Genomic DNA, 18,661 nt, shown 5'->3' with positions numbered 1-18,661 from the left:
ATGTTAACGGAACAACAGATTCATGGTATTTATGTACCTGTAATCACCCCTTTTACACAAGATAATCAACTCGATTTAACCTCCTTTCAGACCTATATCACTCATATGGCAAATAGCGGAATTCAGGGTTTGGTTATTAACGGTACTACGGGAGAATCTCCCACAGTATCCTGGGATGAAGTGGAGCAGCTGGTTCGAATCACGAAGGACACCTTGAGCAGCATGAATAAAACGATTCCGATTGTCGTGGGGACCGGAACCAACGATACAGCCTCAACAATAACGCGAACACAAAAGGCTAAAGAATTAGGGGCAGATGCTGTTCTTGTAGTAACTCCCTATTACAACAGACCGACAGAGGCAGGCATATTCGAGCATTTTCGAGCAACTGCTGAAGTGGGCGTGCCCATTATTGTATATGAAATTCCAGCGCGAACGGGTGTCCGGGTCTCTATAGACACGATGAAAAAAATAATGAACTTAAACGGTGTTATTGGTCTTAAGGACAGTACCAACGGAATTGAGTTGATGTCAGAACTGGTGCGTAGTGGATCAAAACCGATCCTGTGCGGGGATGATTCGTTTTTCTATGACATGTTAAATGAAGGTGCCGCTGGCGGTATGCTGGCTTCTGCCAACATCAACACGAAACAGTTCATTGAAGTGTACGACCGTTTTAAAGCAGGTGACAAAGATGGATCACGTGACTTGTTCAATGAATTAGTTCCTTTTATTCTTCACCTTTTTGAAGAACCTGCTCCTGCGCTGCTCAAATGGCTGCTCGTCAAACAAGGAATCATCGCTTCCGCTCATTTGCGCCTGCCGCTGATGCCAGCATCTGAGCAATTAAAAGCAAAGATGGACCAATACACGGTGAGCAGTAACGCAGTAGTCTAGATAACATAATGAACTACAATGCATAGACATGACAAAAGCCGCAGATCTGCGGCTTTTTGAATATGCGTTATGGGCATCTGATACAAGAGCTACGGAATTACGTCATTTTTTCGCACATCCTCACTTCGCAACAAAGCCATGATAAAAATGTATCCACCACAAGTGTGGCTGCCCTAACGTTTCTGTCGTTACCATTAGACCAAAATGGAAATCAGAATTGGCAGTGAAATCAGTGACAGGACCGAGCTCATGACAAAGGATGACGCCGTCTCAACCTCAAGCGTATCGAATCTCGACGCAATCATCGCAGCTACGGCTGATCCAGGGAAGGATACCAGCAGGATAACCATGGTCACGTCTGTAGAAGATAGCCCCATCAATACAGCAAACATGTAGGTAAACAAAGGCAGTGCAATGACTTTCAACAGGGAAATGCTGATGGCATTCAGGCTGAATTTAATCCGATTGATACCCACTGTTACCCCAATGGCAAAGAGCGCTGCGCCGGATGTAATACTACCAATTTGATCAAATGAGCTTTGCAGCAGATGAGGTGACTGGAAGCCAAAGAGTGTCAGGATAACACCCAGAAGCGGTACACAGGCAAGCGGTTCTTTTAGACCATGAATGATGGAATGGATCGTAAGTTTAAACAGGCTTTCGGCATGATCGCCGTTCTTGCCCGCTTCCGTTTTCTTCCCTACGGAACTGACGATGGTCGCGATGGGATCAAGCAGCGCATTGACCACTACGCCTGTAATCGCAATAGGAATGGTTACTTCTGCAGCGCCAAACAGGTTGCCCAGGACAGGAATCCCCATAAACGCGAATGAAGGTTGCGTCGCATTTAATGAAAAGATGGATGACTGGCTTAGGTTTACTTTGAAAATGAAACGCATCACAAGCAATAAAACCACATAGAACCCGATGATACCAAGGAAAATGGTCATGAAAAATGGCCACTTGTCGATCAGGGTTTCTTTTTTGGTTGTAGTAATACCGATAAACAAATGTGCCGGCAGTGCAAATTTGGTCACCAGTGTATTTAAACCTTTGGAGGATGCCGAGTTAAATACCTTAAAGTAGCCTCCGAAAAAGCCAAGTAAAATTACGAAAAAAATAGGAATTAATATGATGAAAATGTCACTGACTGACATGTTGTTCAAACCTCCATTTATGATCTGAGCATTTGCAACAATTCAACAAATGACAATAGATTTTGATCATGTATAATGTTTTTACAATTTTAGACACAGCCAAGGAATACCTGCACGAATGGACAGGTATTCTCTCGGTGCGGCGTATTGTCATATTTAAACCATTGCGTGTTCACGTTCATTAACTGCTGCAAGGACGGGTCTGTAAACAGGGTGCCACATGGCTTCCTTAATGGCCTCTTCCACATTCTCAAGTTCACGGCGGGCTACGCCATCCTCAATCGCCGCTTTCGCTACAGCAACTGCAACTTGGTATGAAACATCCTGTAGTTCTTTGACTCTTGGCAGCAACGGAGCACCAGGTTCTGAAGAGTCTACGGCTCCAGCTACCGCGATCGCCGCTGCAGTAAACATATTTTTGGTAAATTTAGAGGCTTTGGATACGATCGCTCCAAGTCCAAGACCCGGGAACACGAAGGCATTGTTGGATTGACCTATCTCGAACTGAATGTCATTATACATCACAGGTTCAAATGGGCTTCCTGTTGCGATCAATGCTTTGCCATCCGTCCATTCAATCAGACTTTTCGGAGCAGCTTCGGCAAGTGATGTCGGATTGGACATCGGCATGATGATTGGGCGTTCCACATGCTTGGCCATTTCCTTAACAACCTGTTCGTTGAAGGCACCCGTAACACCGGATGTACCAATAAGAATGGTTGGTTTAATGCGACTCACAGCTTCCAGCAGACTAACCTGACCTTGTTCATCTAGACTCCAGTCTTTGATTTCCTCCGCTTTACGCACATACGGCTTCTGGTATTCAAACAACCCTTCGATCTCATCGGTCAAAATACCGCGATAATCGAATGCCCAGAAACGATCCTCGGCTTCTTCCTGCGTAAGCCCCTCTTCCATCATGGCGTCCCGAATCTGATCCGCATTACCAATGCCGGCAGCCCCTGGTCCGAAGACGAGTACACGATGCTCCCGAAGAGGTACACCCGTTACTTGAACGCCTGACATAACGGCAGCTAGGGTAACCGCACCGGTTCCTTGAATATCATCATTAAATGTAAGGAGTTCTTCTCCATATTTTTGAATAATATTTCTGGCATTCACGCTGCCCATGTCTTCCCAGTGAAGAAGAACGTCGGGAAACCATTTGGTCGTTTCCTTCACAAATGCTTCAATAAATTGATCATACTTTTCACCGCGAATACGTTCATGACGATTCCCCACGTACAATGGATCATTCAGCAATGTTGGATTGTTGGTTCCAACGTCCAGTACCACCGGAAGTACACGGCTTGGATCGACACCTACTGCAGCTGTGTACACGGCCAGTTTGCCGATGGCAATGTTGATGCCACCAACCCCCCAGTCTCCAATGCCAAGAATGCTCTCAGAATCTGTCACCACAATAAGGTCGACGTCTCCAGCCTGCAGGCCACTGTTCCGGAATGCTTCCTCAAGTCCGTCCATATCATTGATGGAGAGATACACGCCGCCAGGTCTGTGATATTGATGACTATATTCCTGAATCGCTTGTCCAACCGTAGGTGTATATACGATCGGCAGCAGTTCACTAAGATGTTCTTTTAGCAAACGATAGAATAGGACGATATTTCGGTTGAACAAGTCATTCAGCATGATGCTTTTACGCAAATTATCAGATTCATTTTGCAGCTGCTGATAGACCCGGCTCACCTGTTCTTCAATATTTAAAACCATTGGCGGCAAAATGCCGTTCAGGTTAAGTTCTCTTCTCTCTTCTTCGGTAAAGGCAATACCCTTGTTCAGGATGGGATTGGAAAGAATGTCTTTACCTCTTAATTGGGTTTTCAGATTACCATTGGAATCAACAAAAAATGTGTTCATTACGGATAGCCTTCTTTCGTGATATCTCTTTAATTCCTTTTCTACACTAGATAACTTTAGGTTAGTTGTTAACCTTCCGATGACAATTATATGACTTTTTTTATATTATGTAAACGAAGCTATGAAACTTTCATGAAAAGAATTTGGTTGCCATTCGATAAGTAAAATTTATCGCTTTAATATTTTCCAAGAAAATCATTTTATAACTCTATTTAGGCTTCAACATGGGTATGTGAACCGATTTAGGCATAAAAAAGGCCGCATATATGCGGCTTATGAGAGACTTATATACACCTTCAAACCATTGTTATATGACGTAAGCGTCTTCTACTTCTACCTTTCTAACATTCCCTTCACCCATGTATTTTACGTCAATCTCACATCCTTTCTGGAATTTCGGAATATGGATCACCGGAATAAACGTAGTCACAACCGATTGGAAGGTCTGACCATCTTCTTGGGTAACGAACAAATCGAGACGTACGCCAGGCCGTCCATGCATGCTTGACGACGTCTCGGCAATATCCTGAATGATCGCTTTTGCAGGAGATCCGTACTTCAATATCTCCTTCCTGATCTCCATCGTCTCTTTACCGGTTCGCAGCTTTTTGGTGACGTTCAATATGAGAATCAATCCTGTGGTTAGCCCAAAAACAACAATTACAGCTGCAATGATTAAGGTTATCAACGTTGAAGTCATCTCATCCTCCTTAAAAAGTTGGTATACAGATTACTTCTGGCATGCTGCACCTAAATCCTGCCAATTTCTCAGCACATATGTAGGAGAGTTGAACAGGTGTAGACTAATAGATAGAAAAGAACTATAAATTCGCCTTGGCGGGCCTGCCAAGGCTCTTTAAACATGCTTACGTACTAAAATAAACGTCCAGTTTGCCTGTAGGTGGTGTGGTTGCCATCCAGACAGCAGCCAGATTATCTGGGGCCGATGTTGTAGCGGTAATGTAATCACCAATAAGTACTGTAGGTACAGGTGAAATTCCGTTCGGATCAAAAGAAGTTGTTGTCAGACGCCGGTTTGTGAAAGAAGCGCCTCCATTAAACGATTCGGCGACAAATACATCCAGAAGGAATCCGTCAATTCGGTTTGTCATATAAATGACCCTGATCGTTCCGGCAAATGGGGACACGGTTATGGAAGGGAAAAAGTTCTGTGTGCCCGGAGCTGCACCTGTAATACTAACAGGATTTGACCAAAGAAGACCATCGGGAGACCGACTGAGGAACACATCCGTGTAACCACTTCGCGCATCATTCCATACTCCATACACCGTTCCACTGTTTGGCCCGATGGAGATATCCGCCGCCAGATTTAAGTTGGTTTGTACACGAAAAGCATAATTCGGCACAGGCAAAGGCGAAGGGGCAGGGACAACTGATGAAATAAATGTAGACTGTCTTTCAATAGGCGGTTGATAATTAATTCCACCGTCATAAGATATTCTTAGCAGTGCAGATGGGCTTGCAGGGCCTGTAAGGATGTAACCCGCATATACTTCGCCGGAGAACCCTACAGCCAAGGCTGCACGGTCATGTATTCCCCGGGGATTGGACTGCCGATCTGGTGGTTCCCAGGTTATACCTTGCGAAACTGATCTTTGAGTGAAAATGGCTGAAGAAGTTGTAGCGAGCGGCGTGTAGCCAACATATGCATTGCCTCTATAGGGACTGCCCGGAGACCGATCCACGGCAATATAGGGCTCATCGTTATGGACAACGGTACCGAAACCTGCTTGCACGATAACCGGTGGTTGCCAGCTTAAACCATCATCAAAGGAGGTATAGCTGACAATCGTTCCATCATTGATTCCATTAAACACGTGAACCGTCACGATAAAGGTACTTGGAAATGTATAGTCAATGGTAGGTGCTTCTGCCCCTGAATATCCTGCTGGCTGTGGAAGCACAGTAGTGGACCAGGTATTACCGCCATCAATGGAACGATAGAATCCGGTCAGTGTCGGTCCAGTGCTGGTATCCACAGCAACGACACACATAATATTGGGATTCAACGTATTCACCGCAATGGAAGGTTCAAACTGATTGCCTCCCAGAGCTCCGGTAATATTTACAACTGCCAATGGTCTCACCTCCTCTTTTCCTTTAAGGGATATTTGTGAATCGGTCTATCACGGTCATCTCGGACTGGAGCACCCGTTGGATGATCTGGCCTGTAGAGCTAACACTATAAACATGGATAATCGTACTTGTAGCACTGAAAAAATCACTTTGGACCTCAAAAAAGGCTGCATTGATGAGAGGGTATATTAACGTCCTTGTACCTTGAGGCAAAATTTCGATCAGATCATGACCAATGGGTATCCGAGCAGTTTGTGTAGTGTCCCATCTAAACACCTCCAGCTCGACATTGACGGAAGCGTCAAGGGAGTCATTAATGCAAGTCACAATAAGCTGCGTGGACTGAGTTTCCCCCGCTGTCGGGTTGTAAATGAACCCCGTACTGTTAGGCAAAAGAATCACTCCCTTCTCATACAATACACGCTATCTTTCTGGTATTTTATACTACGTAAACCGTATAGACATTGACACGGCTAATACAAATATCCTATAAAATCAAGCTCCCCCTCGTCCCATGGAACTGTTCCTGCTTGTTTCATCATTAACCCATCCATAACCTGATCTCCAATACCGACCGTGGTTAGCGTGGTATGGTCAATTTTGAGCCATTTGCATCTGTTTTTTACAGATTGGTACCCATTTCTTACATACAAATTCACATGATCCGCAAATAAGAGAATAAAATCAACATTTTGCTTGCTTAGCTTATCCACTTCACCGAGCAACATGGAAGCAATGCCTTTCGAACGGTGAGTGACCGAGATGCACAGATCAATAACCCCCAATACCCGGATGGCCGTTCCGTTCAGATTCATGGTCCTGTAATCCAATCCAACATGCCCGATCAGTCGATGTTCCGCATCCATAACGAGCAATCTCGAATGTGGAACCTGCTTGAAGTACATTCGATCTTCTGGGTAGATCTCCGGAAAGCTCGCAACCAGTAATTGTTGCAGCTGCACCGAGAGTTCATTGTTCAGTTCCATATCGTTCGTTTGAATTACCTTCAAAAAATCTCCTCCTTAATACAGCAAAAAGACCTGTCCTACAACAGGCCTTTATAACTTGCTATTTCTTATTGGTATTTCAGTTTGATATCAACAGGAATTAATCCTTCTTTTTGCCTATCATCTTCAATAACAGACCATTGTCTGCCTACTAGAGAATGAAGCAATTGAATCTGTTCGCGGTTGAGCTTCAGATGCCGCAGCGTCAGATCTTCCTGCACATAATCACGATCCAGTTTAAGATCGAAACGGAAGTCCAACACCCTTTTTAAAGCATTAATATGCAAAAACTTGAACTCGTATCCACTACGAATGGCCTCTGCCCAATCCTCGCCCACTTCTTCAGCGGTCTTCAGTCTTTCTTCCAAATCCATCATTGGTTCCTTGATTGTGGCCCGCAATGAAGCAAGATCCCTCCGATGCAAACAATCAATAATCACCTCACTCGCTTCACCACTCGTCAGAACATTTTCCACCAGCATCCCCACGGGAATCGAAAGCCGTACCAGACTCATACTTCCCCCGCCTCATTTCGAAGATACTGATTAAACCAGACATTGACCTGTTCGAAGCTGTCTACTCGCAATGAAGGTTTACCGCTTTTGAGCAGTGAGTGATTGGACCCTGGATAACGAATCAGTTTGGTCTTTTTACCGTAACGCTTGAGTGTGGTGTAGAGTTCCTCTGCCTGTGCAATCGGGGTTCGATAGTCTTGCTCTCCATGCATGATCAGAAGCGGTGTTTCAATCTTATGTGCATGAGCCAGAGGTGAACGGGACCACAGCAGCTCAGCATGCTCTGCCGGATTGCCTCCAATGACACCCTCTACATAAGAGATGCCTATATCACTGGTACCGTACATGGACAGCCAATTGGAAATACAACGCTGAGTTACAGCAGCTTTGAACCGGTTGCTGTGGGCAACAATCCAGTTCGTCATAACCCCTCCGTAACTGCCGCCTCCGACACCCAGACGTGATTCATCCAGGTGTTCGTATGTATCAAGGGCATAATCGACCGCCTCCATCAGATCCCGGAAGTCTCCGCCAGCAAAATCACCACGGCAAGCTCTGGCAAATTCCTGCCCGTATCCCATACTTCCACGTGGATTCACCCATAGAACGGCGTAGCCCTGTGCTGCAAGAGACTGCATCTCGAAGCTGAACGTTCCCGTATACATCGCATGTGGCCCCCCATGAATCTGCAAAATCAGCGGGGTTTTGACATTTGGGTCACGTTTCGCAGGCTGCAGCAACCATCCCTGAATACGCCATCCGTCTGTGGATGTAAACTCCATTCGTTCAGGCACATTCACTTCCAGCCCGGTGACCCATTCTTCGTTTCGCCGGGTAAGCCGGAACGTTTCGCCGCTGCTTATATCCACACGATACAGTTCCGCAGGATGATCCGGTGTCAGAGCAGCAATGACCAGGGTCGTTCCATCAGGTGATAACGTGTATTGATACACATCCTTCTCACCACTTCCGGTGATGGATTGAAAGTCTCCATTCTCATGAATGCGGTATACATCCACACTTCCATTATCGGTACCCAGTACATACATGCCGCGTTCCGGATGTCTGTCATCCCAGATCGGTGATGGAGACGGACCAGCGGATTTCATATCTCCAAGAGCAGCGTTACCAAGCTGTATATCCATTTTCGTATTGATCAGCTTGGGCATCCCTCCTTGAACAGGAACAGCGTATAATCTGTTATGACTGCCGCTCCCAAACTCTCGGTCGCTGGCGATCAGGTAGAGTACCTGACCATCAGGTGAATAGGAGAACTGGCTAACCAGCAAGCTGGAATCCGTTACTTTGGAAGGACGGCTTGCTTCCAGCCCTATGGTGTATACATCTGCAAAGTACAACAGATCTGCATCGGAGTCCTCATCCTCCACCTGCTTGGAAATAAAGGCAAGGCTCTGGCTATCTGGCGACCATGCAGGCCCGCTGACATTCCACTGTCCGGATGTGATTGAAGTGATCTCTCCACTCGCGATCTCATAAATGTACAGATGGCTATATAGCCCATCCCACCAGCCGGAACCCTCCGCTTTTGGAGCGGTACGCTCAAAACTTTTACCCCGCAGTACGGGTGCCTCCTCATTTTTCAGCTCGTCTTTGCCTTCCACGTCATTCATCTGCACTTTACTGGTAAAGGCAATATACTGCCCGCTTGGCGACCATGCATAATCCAATATTTTACGTTCCGGAGGAATACGCCTAACTGGTTCGGTTGAACCTGCTTCGAGGGTCCATAAACCTTTACCCCCATCTTCCAGACGCAAAAAAGTGAGCTGCGTTCCATCGGGTGACCAGGTCGGCGCCGTATCCTTGTTGCCATTCGTAAGCTCCACATCATTGCTGCCATCCAGGGAAATTCCCCGAATCCGGGTGTTATACTCGTTCTTTTGCCGGTCTATGGTCTGCTCCACGTAAGCCACCTGTCCATTCGGATGGACCACCGGCTGGCTAATGGAACGATAGTGATATAAGTCCTCTGGTATCATCGGTCGTTTGTTCATCTGAGGGTCCCCTTTCTCCAGTCCAGTTATTTTTTGTTCGTTTCTGTTCGCGGATCGAGTACATCGCGCAGCCAATCACCGAGGAAAATAACCCCAAGCACCGTAAGTGTAATGGCCAGTCCAGGGAATGTGGCTACCCACCAGCTCGTGGCTACATATTGTCTTCCATCACTGAGCATGCCTCCCCAAGAGACGTCAGGCGGCTTGATACCCAGACCGAGGAAACTGAGTGAAGCTTCCATAATAATGGTGGTTCCGACATTCATGCCGCAGATGACAATAAACGAGGACAGGATATTCGGCAGAATATGTTTCAGGATCAACCGTCCATTCTTGGCCCCAATCGATCGGGCAGCATGAACAAAATCCCGCTCCTTGATACTGAGAACCTCGCTTCGAACGATACGGGTAAACGGAACCCAGTTGGTCACACCGATGACGAAAATCAATGTCGTGATTCCCGGGCCAACGATGGCCATCACCACAAGCATGAACAGAATGGTAGGAATGGCCATGAAGGCATCCCCTACACGCATGATGACTGCATCCAGCCATTTCCCGTAAAATCCGGACAGCAGACCCAGAATGGCTCCGATTATTCCCGAGACGATGACCGCTCCCATCCCTACTATCAATGAAACGCGTGCACCGTAGACAATTCTGCTCCACATGTCTCTACCCAGGTTATCCGTACCCAGCCAGTGTTCTGCAGTTCCTCCCTCTAACCAGGCAGGCGGCTTAAGTCGACCCAGCGGATCGACGGCTGCGGGATCATGACTCGTTAACAGAGGTGCACATATGGCGATCAAGACGACCAGTAAAACGAGCACAGAGCCAAGCATTCCGGTTTTGCTGAGGATCAGCTGTTTCCAAATATAGCGAAATCCTGTTGGTGTACGTAAACTCTCACTTTCCTGTTCTGCACCCGGAATGGGCATTTCATTGCTGCCTGTCATAGGTTGCACCTCCCTCTAGTCGAATTTAATGCGCGGATCAAGCAGCCGGTAAGCTACATCCGTCAAGATATTGGTTACAACAACAATTAAGGCAATGACAAACACGGCTGCCTGGACAATCGCCATGTCATGCGTATTGACGGCAACAACCAAGAGCTGACCCAGCCCCGGCCAGGAGAATACCGTTTCCGTAATCAGCGTTCCACCGATCAGACTGGTAAACTGCAAACTCATAATCGTTACGACGGGTATCAAACCGTTGCGAAAAGCATGTTTGCCGATCACGACCATTCGTCCCAGCCCCTTGCTGCGAGCCGTACGAATATAATCCTGACTTAGAATCTCCAGCATACTTGAACGGATCAGACGGGTCATTTGAGCTGCCAGTCCTATGCCAAGGGTAAAAGCCGGCAAGATCAAATGCGACAATCCACCGCGACCCGATACGGGCAAAACGCCCCACATGACGGAGAACAACAGGATCAGCATGATTCCCATCCAGAAGTTTGGCATGGCCTTGCCGATTACCGATATTCCCGAAATGATAAGATCGGTAAACGTATTACGTTTAACAGCTGAGGCTACTCCCAGTGGTACAGCCATAAGAACGGCAAAAAACATCGCGGCTACAGCCAGTTCGAAGCTGGCAGGCAATCTCTCCAGGACAAGCTGTAAGGCGGGCTGCCCATAGCGGAACGATTGCCCAAAATCCCCCTGTAAGGCACTGCCCAGGAACTTCACATACTGCGTGTAAAGCGGTTGATCCAGCCCAAGTGCCTGTGTTAATACCGCTCGGTCTTCCGCTGTGGCAGTCTCGGGCAGCATCAGTGCAACGGGATCGCCAGTGACCCTGACCAAAATAAACACAATCAGCGATACAATGAACAATACCGGAATGACTTGCAGTAAAGATTTAAGTACGTATTTCCCCATCCTCATTCACCTCCATGCTATACAAAAAACGGCAGGAACATGGTGTACCCAGTCCCTGCCGTTCACGGCCTATCCTTGCAATGACAGGTTGTTCTGCCGGGTATTACTGTGCAGCAGGTGTAATCTCGTCGGCATAAAACATTTCATCACTGCGCGGCGTGAATTTCACGCGTGCATTCGTTCCATAGACACCTTCCATCTGGTACAGATACACGGCTGGACGTTCTTCTGCGAAGATTTGCTGTACTTGCTGGTACTCTTTTTCACGAGCCTCAGGGTCCATGTTCACCAATGCAGATTGAAGCAATTTCTCCACTTCCGGATTGTTGTAATCCGACTCACCTTTGGCTTCTTCGAACATGTAACGGTTGTAGTTATTCGAAGCGTCGAACAGGGAGTTACCAATACCGATCATGAAAATTTCCTTGAATGATTTGGAGCTGTAACGTTCACTGAAAGCACTTGGCTCAAGCACGTCCATGTTGATTTTGAAGCCAGCTTGCTCCAGCATCGCTGCAACAACTTCCACCTGCTCTTTGTATTGTGACGAAACGGAGATGGTCATCTCGGCTTCACCTTCAGCGTAACCGGCTTCCTTCAGAAGCTGTTTGGCTTTTTCCAAATCGTATAGTGATGTTTTGTACAGTGATGGGTCCGCACCAAAGTTTCCTGGCGTGACGGATGTGCGGGTAACAATACCTGCTCCACCGGCAATGCTGTCTACAATCCCTTGTTTGTCGATAGCCAGATCAATCGCTTCACGCACTTTCGGATCAGCCGTAATGCTGCCTTCTGTCTGACGGAAGATCAATTGCAAGACGCGCTGGATTGGTGCTTTGACAATTTTCTTGTCTGCTTCTCCTTCAATGCGGGCAATGTCCGTGGACGGAATCGATGCAGCTACGTCAACTCCACCAGCGAGCAGTTCGGATACCCGTGTGGAAGCTTCAGGAATAACGCGGAATACGACTTCATTCCATTTCGGCTCACCATCGAAGTAGTTCTCATTTTTCACGAGTACCACACGATCGTCTTTTGTCCATTTGCTGAATTTGTAAGGTCCTGTTCCTACCGGTTGTTTAAGGAAAGCATCCATGCCGTTTTCCTCAATGTATTTGGCAGGCAGGATGCCCGCTCCCATTTTGGACAGGCGGTTAAGCAGAAGCGGATCCGGTCCATCTGTAATGATGTCTACGGTATGCTCATCAACCTCTTTGACCTCAACAATATTTTTGAAATAACTGTTTTGTTTAAGTGTTTCGTCTTTGGCTACCCGTTCAATCGTATATTTGACGTCTGCTGAAGTGAACGGATCGCCATTATGAAACGTAACCCCTTCACGCAGCTTGAAACGCCAGGTTGTGTCATCCACTTGTTCCCAGGATGTAGCAAGTCCGGGAACCTTGTTTTGTTCACTGTCATTTTTGACCAGATAATCAAATACGTTGACCAAAACGGCCTCACTGGACGTATTGTTGTTGTTATGCGGATCGAAACTCTCAATATCGGTAGCAGCTGCAATCGTAAGCGTTGTGCTGGCAGTTCCACTACTTTCTGTGCCGCTGGATGCCGAATTGCTGTCAGTACCTGTACTTGTTCCACCGCATGCGCTTAGCACCAATACTACAGCCAATAATGTGATCCACATGCTAGTCCATTGTCGTTTTTTCATTTGGTACGCTCCCCCTCAGAAGTTGTGTTTCTTGCCAAAAATTCAAGTGCCACGGATGAAAGTATGCCTACACCATAAGGCATTGCCGTTTCATCCAGATCAAACATCGGATGATGAAGCGGATAACGGGTACGTTCTTCTTCATTACCGGAACCAAGCCGGAAGAAAACGCCGGGAATCTGTTCACAGTAGAAGGCAAAGTCCTCGCCCCCGGTGGACGGCGAAATGCTGCTCCATCCTTTTGCCCAGTCCAGTCCGTCTACGGTTTCGGTAAGCAAGTCCACCATCCCGAGATCGTTCACCACAACCGGATATCCATCACCGTAAATAACCTCGTGCCCTGCGCCGAAGGAAGCGCACACCCCGCTCACCACCTGTTCAATCAGAGCAGGCATGCGTTCACGAAGAGCTGGTGAGAGTGTACGCACCGTGCCGATCATCTCCACCTCTGGCGCTATGGCTGTACCCATGTAGCCGCCAGTGATTTTACCGATGGTCACCACTACGGGCTCCAGCGGGTCTACCAACCGACTGGCGATATTTTGTAAAGCGGTGATGACCTGTGCGGATACAGCAATTGCATCAATTCCCTCATGTGGCCGGGCAGCATGTCCACCCTTGCCGAACACACGAATGACCAAGCGGTCTGCCGAGGCAAAAGCCACCCCTTTACTGACACCGACGGTACCTGTATCCTGTCCAGGTGTCATATGAAGGCCTGCGATCGCCTCCACCTTCGGATTCTCCAGTACACCGTCCTGAATCATGGCGCGTGCACCGGCAAGCCCCTCTTCTGCAGGCTGGAATACAAACTTGATGTTACCCGACTTCGGCCTGCCGAGACCCGTAAGCAGCTCAGCCGCTCCCATCAGGATCGTTGTATGTGCATCATGACCGCACAAGTGAGCCTTGCCTTCGACCTGGGAGCTGTACTCGGCCGACTTCTGATCCTGGATCGGAAGTGCATCCATATCTGCCCGCAGTGCAATGGTTGGACCATCCGTCTCGCCCCGGAGCAGACCTACAACACCGGTCTTCCCAACGTTACGGATCACTTCAAGTCCCAGGCTTTCCAGATGCTCGGCGACGATGCCTGAAGTACGAACTTCTTCATATCCGATCTCCGGATTGCGATGGAAGTCTCTACGCCAGTTTGTGAGCTTCGGCTGTAATTGCTGTGCAAGTTGAAATAATTGTGCTCGTTTCATTAATGCTCATTCCCTTCTTGTTGTTCTGATGAGACCAGCCGTGAATAGATGGCGTCAGCGGAAAATGCAATATGACGTTTCATTGTATCCCTTGACTTGATCGGATCGCGGGATTTGAGGGCTTCAAGAATCTCGGTATGTACGCCCTGGTTAATAACCCGAATATTTTCATCGTATGGCATCAAATCCAGCGCAGGGTTGATCTTGGTACGAATCTGTCTGACTGCCGTCTCCAGGTACGGATTGCCCGAAGCCTTGGCAATCATGAGATGGAACTTGACGTCCAGTGCCCTGAACCATTCCCGCGTACACTCCGGCTCCATACTCTGCTTGATGTAACCCTCGAGCAGCGTCAGCTCGCCTGCGGTGATCCGCTCAGCAGCCAGAAAAGCGCCTTCCGGCTCTACAATCGTCCGATATTCAAACACATGTAACATTTGATCCCAACCACGCATGATCTCTTCCTTCGTTCGTTTATGCGCGTTGGCCGTGATGGGAAGTACGAAGGTGCCTCCCTTAGCACCGACCCGCTTCTCGATTAATCCCTTACTCTCAAGGGCGGATAATGCTTCACGAACCGTAATTCGACTTGCATTAAAAATTTCGGCAAGCTCACGTTCAGAAGGAAGCTGATCTTCACTCATGATTTCCTTAAGAATGATTGCCTCTTCCAGTTGTTCCCTGATAAATTCACTGACCTTTATCGCAGAAACTTTCTCGAATTGGAAAGTCGATTGATTGAACATATCCACACTCCGATCGATATAATGTCTAAACCTTATACCATTAAACTCTTATTCATAATATAATTCCGAGTAAACAGATATGCAATAGTTTTTTTGAGAAATCATCATTATTTTTTAATTCTCGCCGAACACTCTTCTTGTTTGGGGATATTTCGGTTTTGGAATATTTCGCTCGATAATAATGATACAACCCTGCTTTCACTACGATAGGGACAGACATTATCGTTTGTTCGGCCAACGAAAAAGACGTTGTCGTGATGTACGACAACGTCTTTTCAAAGTGTATCTGTGTTTTAAATAATTTCCCTTTACTCGTTCAAGTAAACGGCTTTCCCTGTCCGGGCGGATTCATAGAGAGCTTCCAGGATTTGCGACACCACCAAAGCCTGTTTAGGAGTAACTACAGGCTCCTCATCCTTCTCGATGGCTTCGATCCATTTTCTCATCTCCACATCCGGTGCGCTTTCCGACTTCCCGTCGTAGAAGGCAACTCCGTCTGCACTGAGTGAGATTTCATTCGTATAGAGACGGCTGAATTTCTCACCGTTAATGCGAAGTCCGTTTTTCATATCGGCTCCGGCTTCCGTTCCGCTGAGACTGCATTTGGCTTCATCCACATCCAGTGAATTCAGTGCCCAGCTGGATTCCAGCATAATGGTCGCACCATTTTCCATCACGATCATGCCGAAGGCAGAATCTTCCACCGAGAATTTCTTCGGATCCCATGGCCCCCATGCATTCGCTGCATTTTCCTTTTGGGAAAGCTCATGATACGTTGTGCCCAGAACGACCTTCGGTTTGTAGTTATCCATCATCCAGAGTGTCAGGTCCAGTGCGTGTGTGCCGATATCGATCAGCGGACCGCCGCCTTGCTTCTCCTCATCCAGGAAAACGCCCCAAGTCGGTACAGCTCTTCTTCGAATCGCATGTGCTTTGGCAAAATAAATGGATCCCAGCTCGCCTGCCTCGCACATCTTTTTCAGGTACAAGCTGTCTTCTCTGAAGCGGTTATTGTATCCAATCGTCAGCTTTTTGCCTGTTCGTTCAGCAGCTTCAAGCATGCTCTGTGCTTCGGCAGATGTTTTCGCCATCGGTTTTTCACACATCACATGTTTGCCAGCTTCGAGAGCGGCAATGGAAATTTCGGCATGTGAGATATTTGGAGTGAGTACATGAACGATATCCAGCGTTTCATCTTTCAGCAATTCCAGATAATCCGTATACACTTCCGCTTCGGCATTGCCATATTTCTCTTTGGCTTCTTCTGCACGTTCCGGGACAATATCACAGAATGCAACCAGTTCCACATTATCTAGCTTGCTGAGACTCGGCAGATGCTTGCCATTCGCAATCCCGCCACATCCTACAATTCCGATACGGTACACTTTACTCATATCCATTCACCCTCACTTTTGATTTGGTTTGTTTCATTTTCCGAAAAGCTGACGGAGTCATCCCCAGACGCTTGCGGAAAACGGCATGTAGATAATTGGCATTGGTAAAACCTGATACAAGCGCAATTTGCTCGATGGAGCCATTGCTTTCCTCCAGATTGCGGCAAACCGCACCCAGTCGAATATCTTCCAACACACGACTGAACGGCATGCCCGGCTGCACCTGGTAAAATATTCTTTGCAGCTGTCTGGTGCTGATATGTAGCTTCTCTGCCACATTTTCCAGTGTCACGACATTGGAGTAGTTGGCCTCCATGTACTGGACGGCATATTCATACCTGTACATGGACATGTCACGTTCAGGTGCTTCCACCCGGATCTCTCCGTTATCGTGGGCACGAACGGTTCTCAGCAGGATGCTGATCACCAGCTGTTTAATGGATGTATAATATCCGATCAATTTACGATCACATGCTTCATACGCTTCCAAAAAACAGTTCATGGCCCGATGGTAATCCTGCACCGGAACAAGGGGCAACGCTCTGAGCTTGGCGATCGTTTCCTCGGATTCTGCAGCCTCCCAGGGATCTACATTCTCTCTGGGCTGCTCCACAATATCAACATGAAGACACAGTTCATCCATGTCCTCTTCGGAATCGGCCTCCTGGTAATGAACAACGCCAGGCCCTGTTAAATACAGCATGCCTTCGGACAAAGAATGCATCTGGTCTCCCAGAATGACTTTCCCCTTGCCCCGCGGAATAAAATGAAATTCAAATTCCGCATGGTTATGAAAATCAACGATTCGACCTGCCGGAAAAGACGTCAGATGAAATCGTAAAACCCGTATCTCGTAATGTCCCCATGCAATGGAAATATCCAATCGCTCAAGGAGGTCCTGTCGTTCAAGCATTTTTTCAAAAGGATATCGGTTCAATATCGTACCTCCCCAACCAGCCTAACCTTGTAAATCAACCAGGGAGATTCTGCGCCCTTCCTTGGCAGAGGTGTTGGCAGCCTCCATCAGGCGTGTCAGTTCAGTGGCGATCTGCAGATTATCAGCAGCCAAGGAATCGTTTTGAATATGAGAGACCCACTGAGTGAATGCGCTTTCTCTTTTATCCAGCAGTGGAAGCACCGTCCATTCCTTATAGGCCTCTGTGCCCGCATTGGTGCGGATGAGCAGCTTGTCGTCAGGTGTTCCGTACAACAAGGTTCCTTCCGTCCCATGAACTTCAATGGTAAATGGAGAATGACTATTCACAAAGCCAGCCTCGACCACACCAATCGCACCTGAATCCGTAAACAAGGTGGCAACGGCATTATCTTCTACCTCTTTGCCGGTGATATAACCGAAATTGGCATTTACGCCGGTCACTTCTTGACCCAGGAAGAGTCTGGTCAGATACATAGGATGGCACCCCAGATCAATCATAGCACCTCCCTGGCATTCCTCCAAGCTGTAAAAGTGCTGCGGCAGCCAATCTGCAGTGGCTCCATTGTGAGACAGGCGAACCCTGACATAGGTCACTTTTCCCAACAGGCCTTGCTGAAGCACATCCTGAATGGTTAACGTATACCCGTCATTCAAGCGAGGTAAAGACACCGTCATTTTGACTCCTTGCTCACGCACCTCAGCCATGATCGCATTCACATCTTTTACTGTTGAAGCGATGACTTTTTCCGTAAAAATATGTTTACCTGCTTTGGCAGCAGCGGTAATTACGTCCTTGTGGTCACGAGTAGGTGCGTCCACTATAACGGCGTCAATATCCTTCTGTGCCAGCATCTCTTCCAGAGACGCATAGAAGGGTACATTCAGACGGCTTGCAGCTTCCTGCCCGCGCTTGGCATCTTCATCCCATACTGCGGCTATTTCAGTGTCCTCATGCTCCTGAACTTGCTTGATGTAATCCCATGCATGCACATGCCATAAGCTTATTTTGCCGATTCTGATGGTCACTATGTCTTACCTCCTAGTATATAATATCCTGACAACTAAATATAAATTATCACAGACTTCATTTCATTTTAATAGGAACAAGCGACAATAAATATATAAAATTACGACATCCAAATCCAAAACCAACGTTCCAACTTAAACAGTAATAGCCTCTACTCCCCACCTCGTAGTCCAGTAAGGTTCCATCCTTTGGGTAACTATTGATTATCCGGAAAATAAA

At 47.4% G+C, this 18,661-nt stretch carries 17 protein-coding genes; 1 reads left to right on the top strand and 16 read right to left on the bottom strand.

Going from position 1 to position 18,661, the window contains the following annotated elements:
• On the top strand, nt 1–897 hold the full coding sequence (dapA, locus tag HP552_RS16220; protein WP_175396470.1) for a 4-hydroxy-tetrahydrodipicolinate synthase: 897 nt from the start codon (nt 1–3) through the stop codon (nt 895–897).
• Nucleotides 898–1,091: 194 nt separating this feature from the next.
• On the opposite strand, the gene HP552_RS16215 is transcribed toward dapA, so the two are convergent.
• The 16 genes from HP552_RS16215 to HP552_RS16140 form a co-directional block, all read right to left on the bottom strand.
• Nucleotides 1,092–2,054: an AEC family transporter gene (locus HP552_RS16215; protein WP_175396469.1), complete on the bottom strand. Its 963-nt coding sequence runs from the start codon at nt 2,052–2,054 to the stop codon at nt 1,092–1,094.
• A 156-nt stretch (nt 2,055–2,210) separates the two neighbouring features.
• Nucleotides 2,211–3,935 (bottom strand): NAD-dependent malic enzyme, encoded by a 1,725-nt coding sequence (locus HP552_RS16210; protein WP_175396468.1) that lies wholly within the window; start codon nt 3,933–3,935, stop codon nt 2,211–2,213.
• A gap of 307 nt (nt 3,936–4,242) precedes the next feature.
• On the bottom strand, nt 4,243–4,635 hold the full coding sequence (locus tag HP552_RS16205; protein ID WP_175396467.1) for a hypothetical protein: 393 nt from the start codon (nt 4,633–4,635) through the stop codon (nt 4,243–4,245).
• Nucleotides 4,636–4,801: 166 nt separating this feature from the next.
• Nucleotides 4,802–6,034: a beta propeller repeat protein gene (locus tag HP552_RS16200; protein WP_175396466.1), complete on the bottom strand. Its 1,233-nt coding sequence runs from the start codon at nt 6,032–6,034 to the stop codon at nt 4,802–4,804.
• 22 nt (nt 6,035–6,056) lie between these two features.
• Nucleotides 6,057–6,425: a hypothetical protein gene (locus HP552_RS16195; RefSeq protein ID WP_175396465.1), complete on the bottom strand. Its 369-nt coding sequence runs from the start codon at nt 6,423–6,425 to the stop codon at nt 6,057–6,059.
• 80 nt (nt 6,426–6,505) lie between these two features.
• A complete protein-coding gene (locus HP552_RS16190) occupies nt 6,506–7,042 on the bottom strand; it encodes a GNAT family N-acetyltransferase (RefSeq protein ID WP_246310918.1) in 537 nt (178 codons plus the stop codon).
• 65 nt (nt 7,043–7,107) lie between these two features.
• Nucleotides 7,108–7,554, bottom strand: a complete 447-nt coding sequence (locus tag HP552_RS16185; RefSeq protein ID WP_175396464.1) for a hypothetical protein — start codon at nt 7,552–7,554, stop codon at nt 7,108–7,110.
• The gene (locus HP552_RS16180) at nt 7,551–9,569 is read right to left on the bottom strand and encodes a S9 family peptidase (RefSeq protein WP_175396463.1); all 2,019 of its coding nucleotides are present in this window, start codon (nt 9,567–9,569) and stop codon (nt 7,551–7,553) included. The genes HP552_RS16185 and HP552_RS16180 overlap by 4 nt, the downstream gene beginning before the upstream one ends.
• Before the next feature lie 26 nt (nt 9,570–9,595).
• Complete coding sequence (locus HP552_RS16175; protein WP_175396462.1) at nt 9,596–10,525, bottom strand: ABC transporter permease; 930 nt, start codon at nt 10,523–10,525, stop codon at nt 9,596–9,598.
• Nucleotides 10,526–10,540: 15 nt separating this feature from the next.
• On the bottom strand, nt 10,541–11,458 hold the full coding sequence (locus tag HP552_RS16170; RefSeq protein WP_175396461.1) for an ABC transporter permease: 918 nt from the start codon (nt 11,456–11,458) through the stop codon (nt 10,541–10,543).
• 103 nt (nt 11,459–11,561) lie between these two features.
• Nucleotides 11,562–13,130 (bottom strand): ABC transporter substrate-binding protein, encoded by a 1,569-nt coding sequence (locus HP552_RS16165; RefSeq protein WP_175396460.1) that lies wholly within the window; start codon nt 13,128–13,130, stop codon nt 11,562–11,564.
• Nucleotides 13,127–14,338 carry a M20 metallopeptidase family protein gene (locus HP552_RS16160; protein WP_175396459.1) on the bottom strand — a complete coding sequence of 404 codons (1,212 nt, stop codon included), beginning with the start codon at nt 14,336–14,338 and terminating at the stop codon, nt 13,127–13,129. The genes HP552_RS16165 and HP552_RS16160 overlap by 4 nt, the downstream gene beginning before the upstream one ends.
• On the bottom strand, nt 14,338–15,084 hold the full coding sequence (locus tag HP552_RS16155; RefSeq protein ID WP_175396458.1) for a FadR/GntR family transcriptional regulator: 747 nt from the start codon (nt 15,082–15,084) through the stop codon (nt 14,338–14,340). Before HP552_RS16155 ends, HP552_RS16160 begins: the two co-directional genes overlap by 1 nt.
• Before the next feature lie 308 nt (nt 15,085–15,392).
• A complete protein-coding gene (locus HP552_RS16150) occupies nt 15,393–16,478 on the bottom strand; it encodes a Gfo/Idh/MocA family protein (protein WP_175396457.1) in 1,086 nt (361 codons plus the stop codon).
• A complete protein-coding gene (locus tag HP552_RS16145; RefSeq protein WP_246310917.1) occupies nt 16,471–17,415 on the bottom strand; it encodes an AraC family transcriptional regulator in 945 nt (314 codons plus the stop codon). Before HP552_RS16145 ends, HP552_RS16150 begins: the two co-directional genes overlap by 8 nt.
• Before the next feature lie 21 nt (nt 17,416–17,436).
• A complete protein-coding gene (locus tag HP552_RS16140; protein WP_175396456.1) occupies nt 17,437–18,441 on the bottom strand; it encodes a Gfo/Idh/MocA family protein in 1,005 nt (334 codons plus the stop codon).
• Nucleotides 18,442–18,661 lie beyond the last annotated feature (220 nt).

Origin of the sequence: Paenibacillus xylanilyticus (assembly GCF_013359935.1) — a bacterium.
Classification (GTDB): Bacteria; Bacillota; Bacilli; order Paenibacillales; family Paenibacillaceae; genus Paenibacillus; species Paenibacillus xylanilyticus.
The sequence above is the reverse complement of the archived record's forward strand: the minus strand, read 5'-3'. Positions and strand labels throughout refer to the sequence as shown.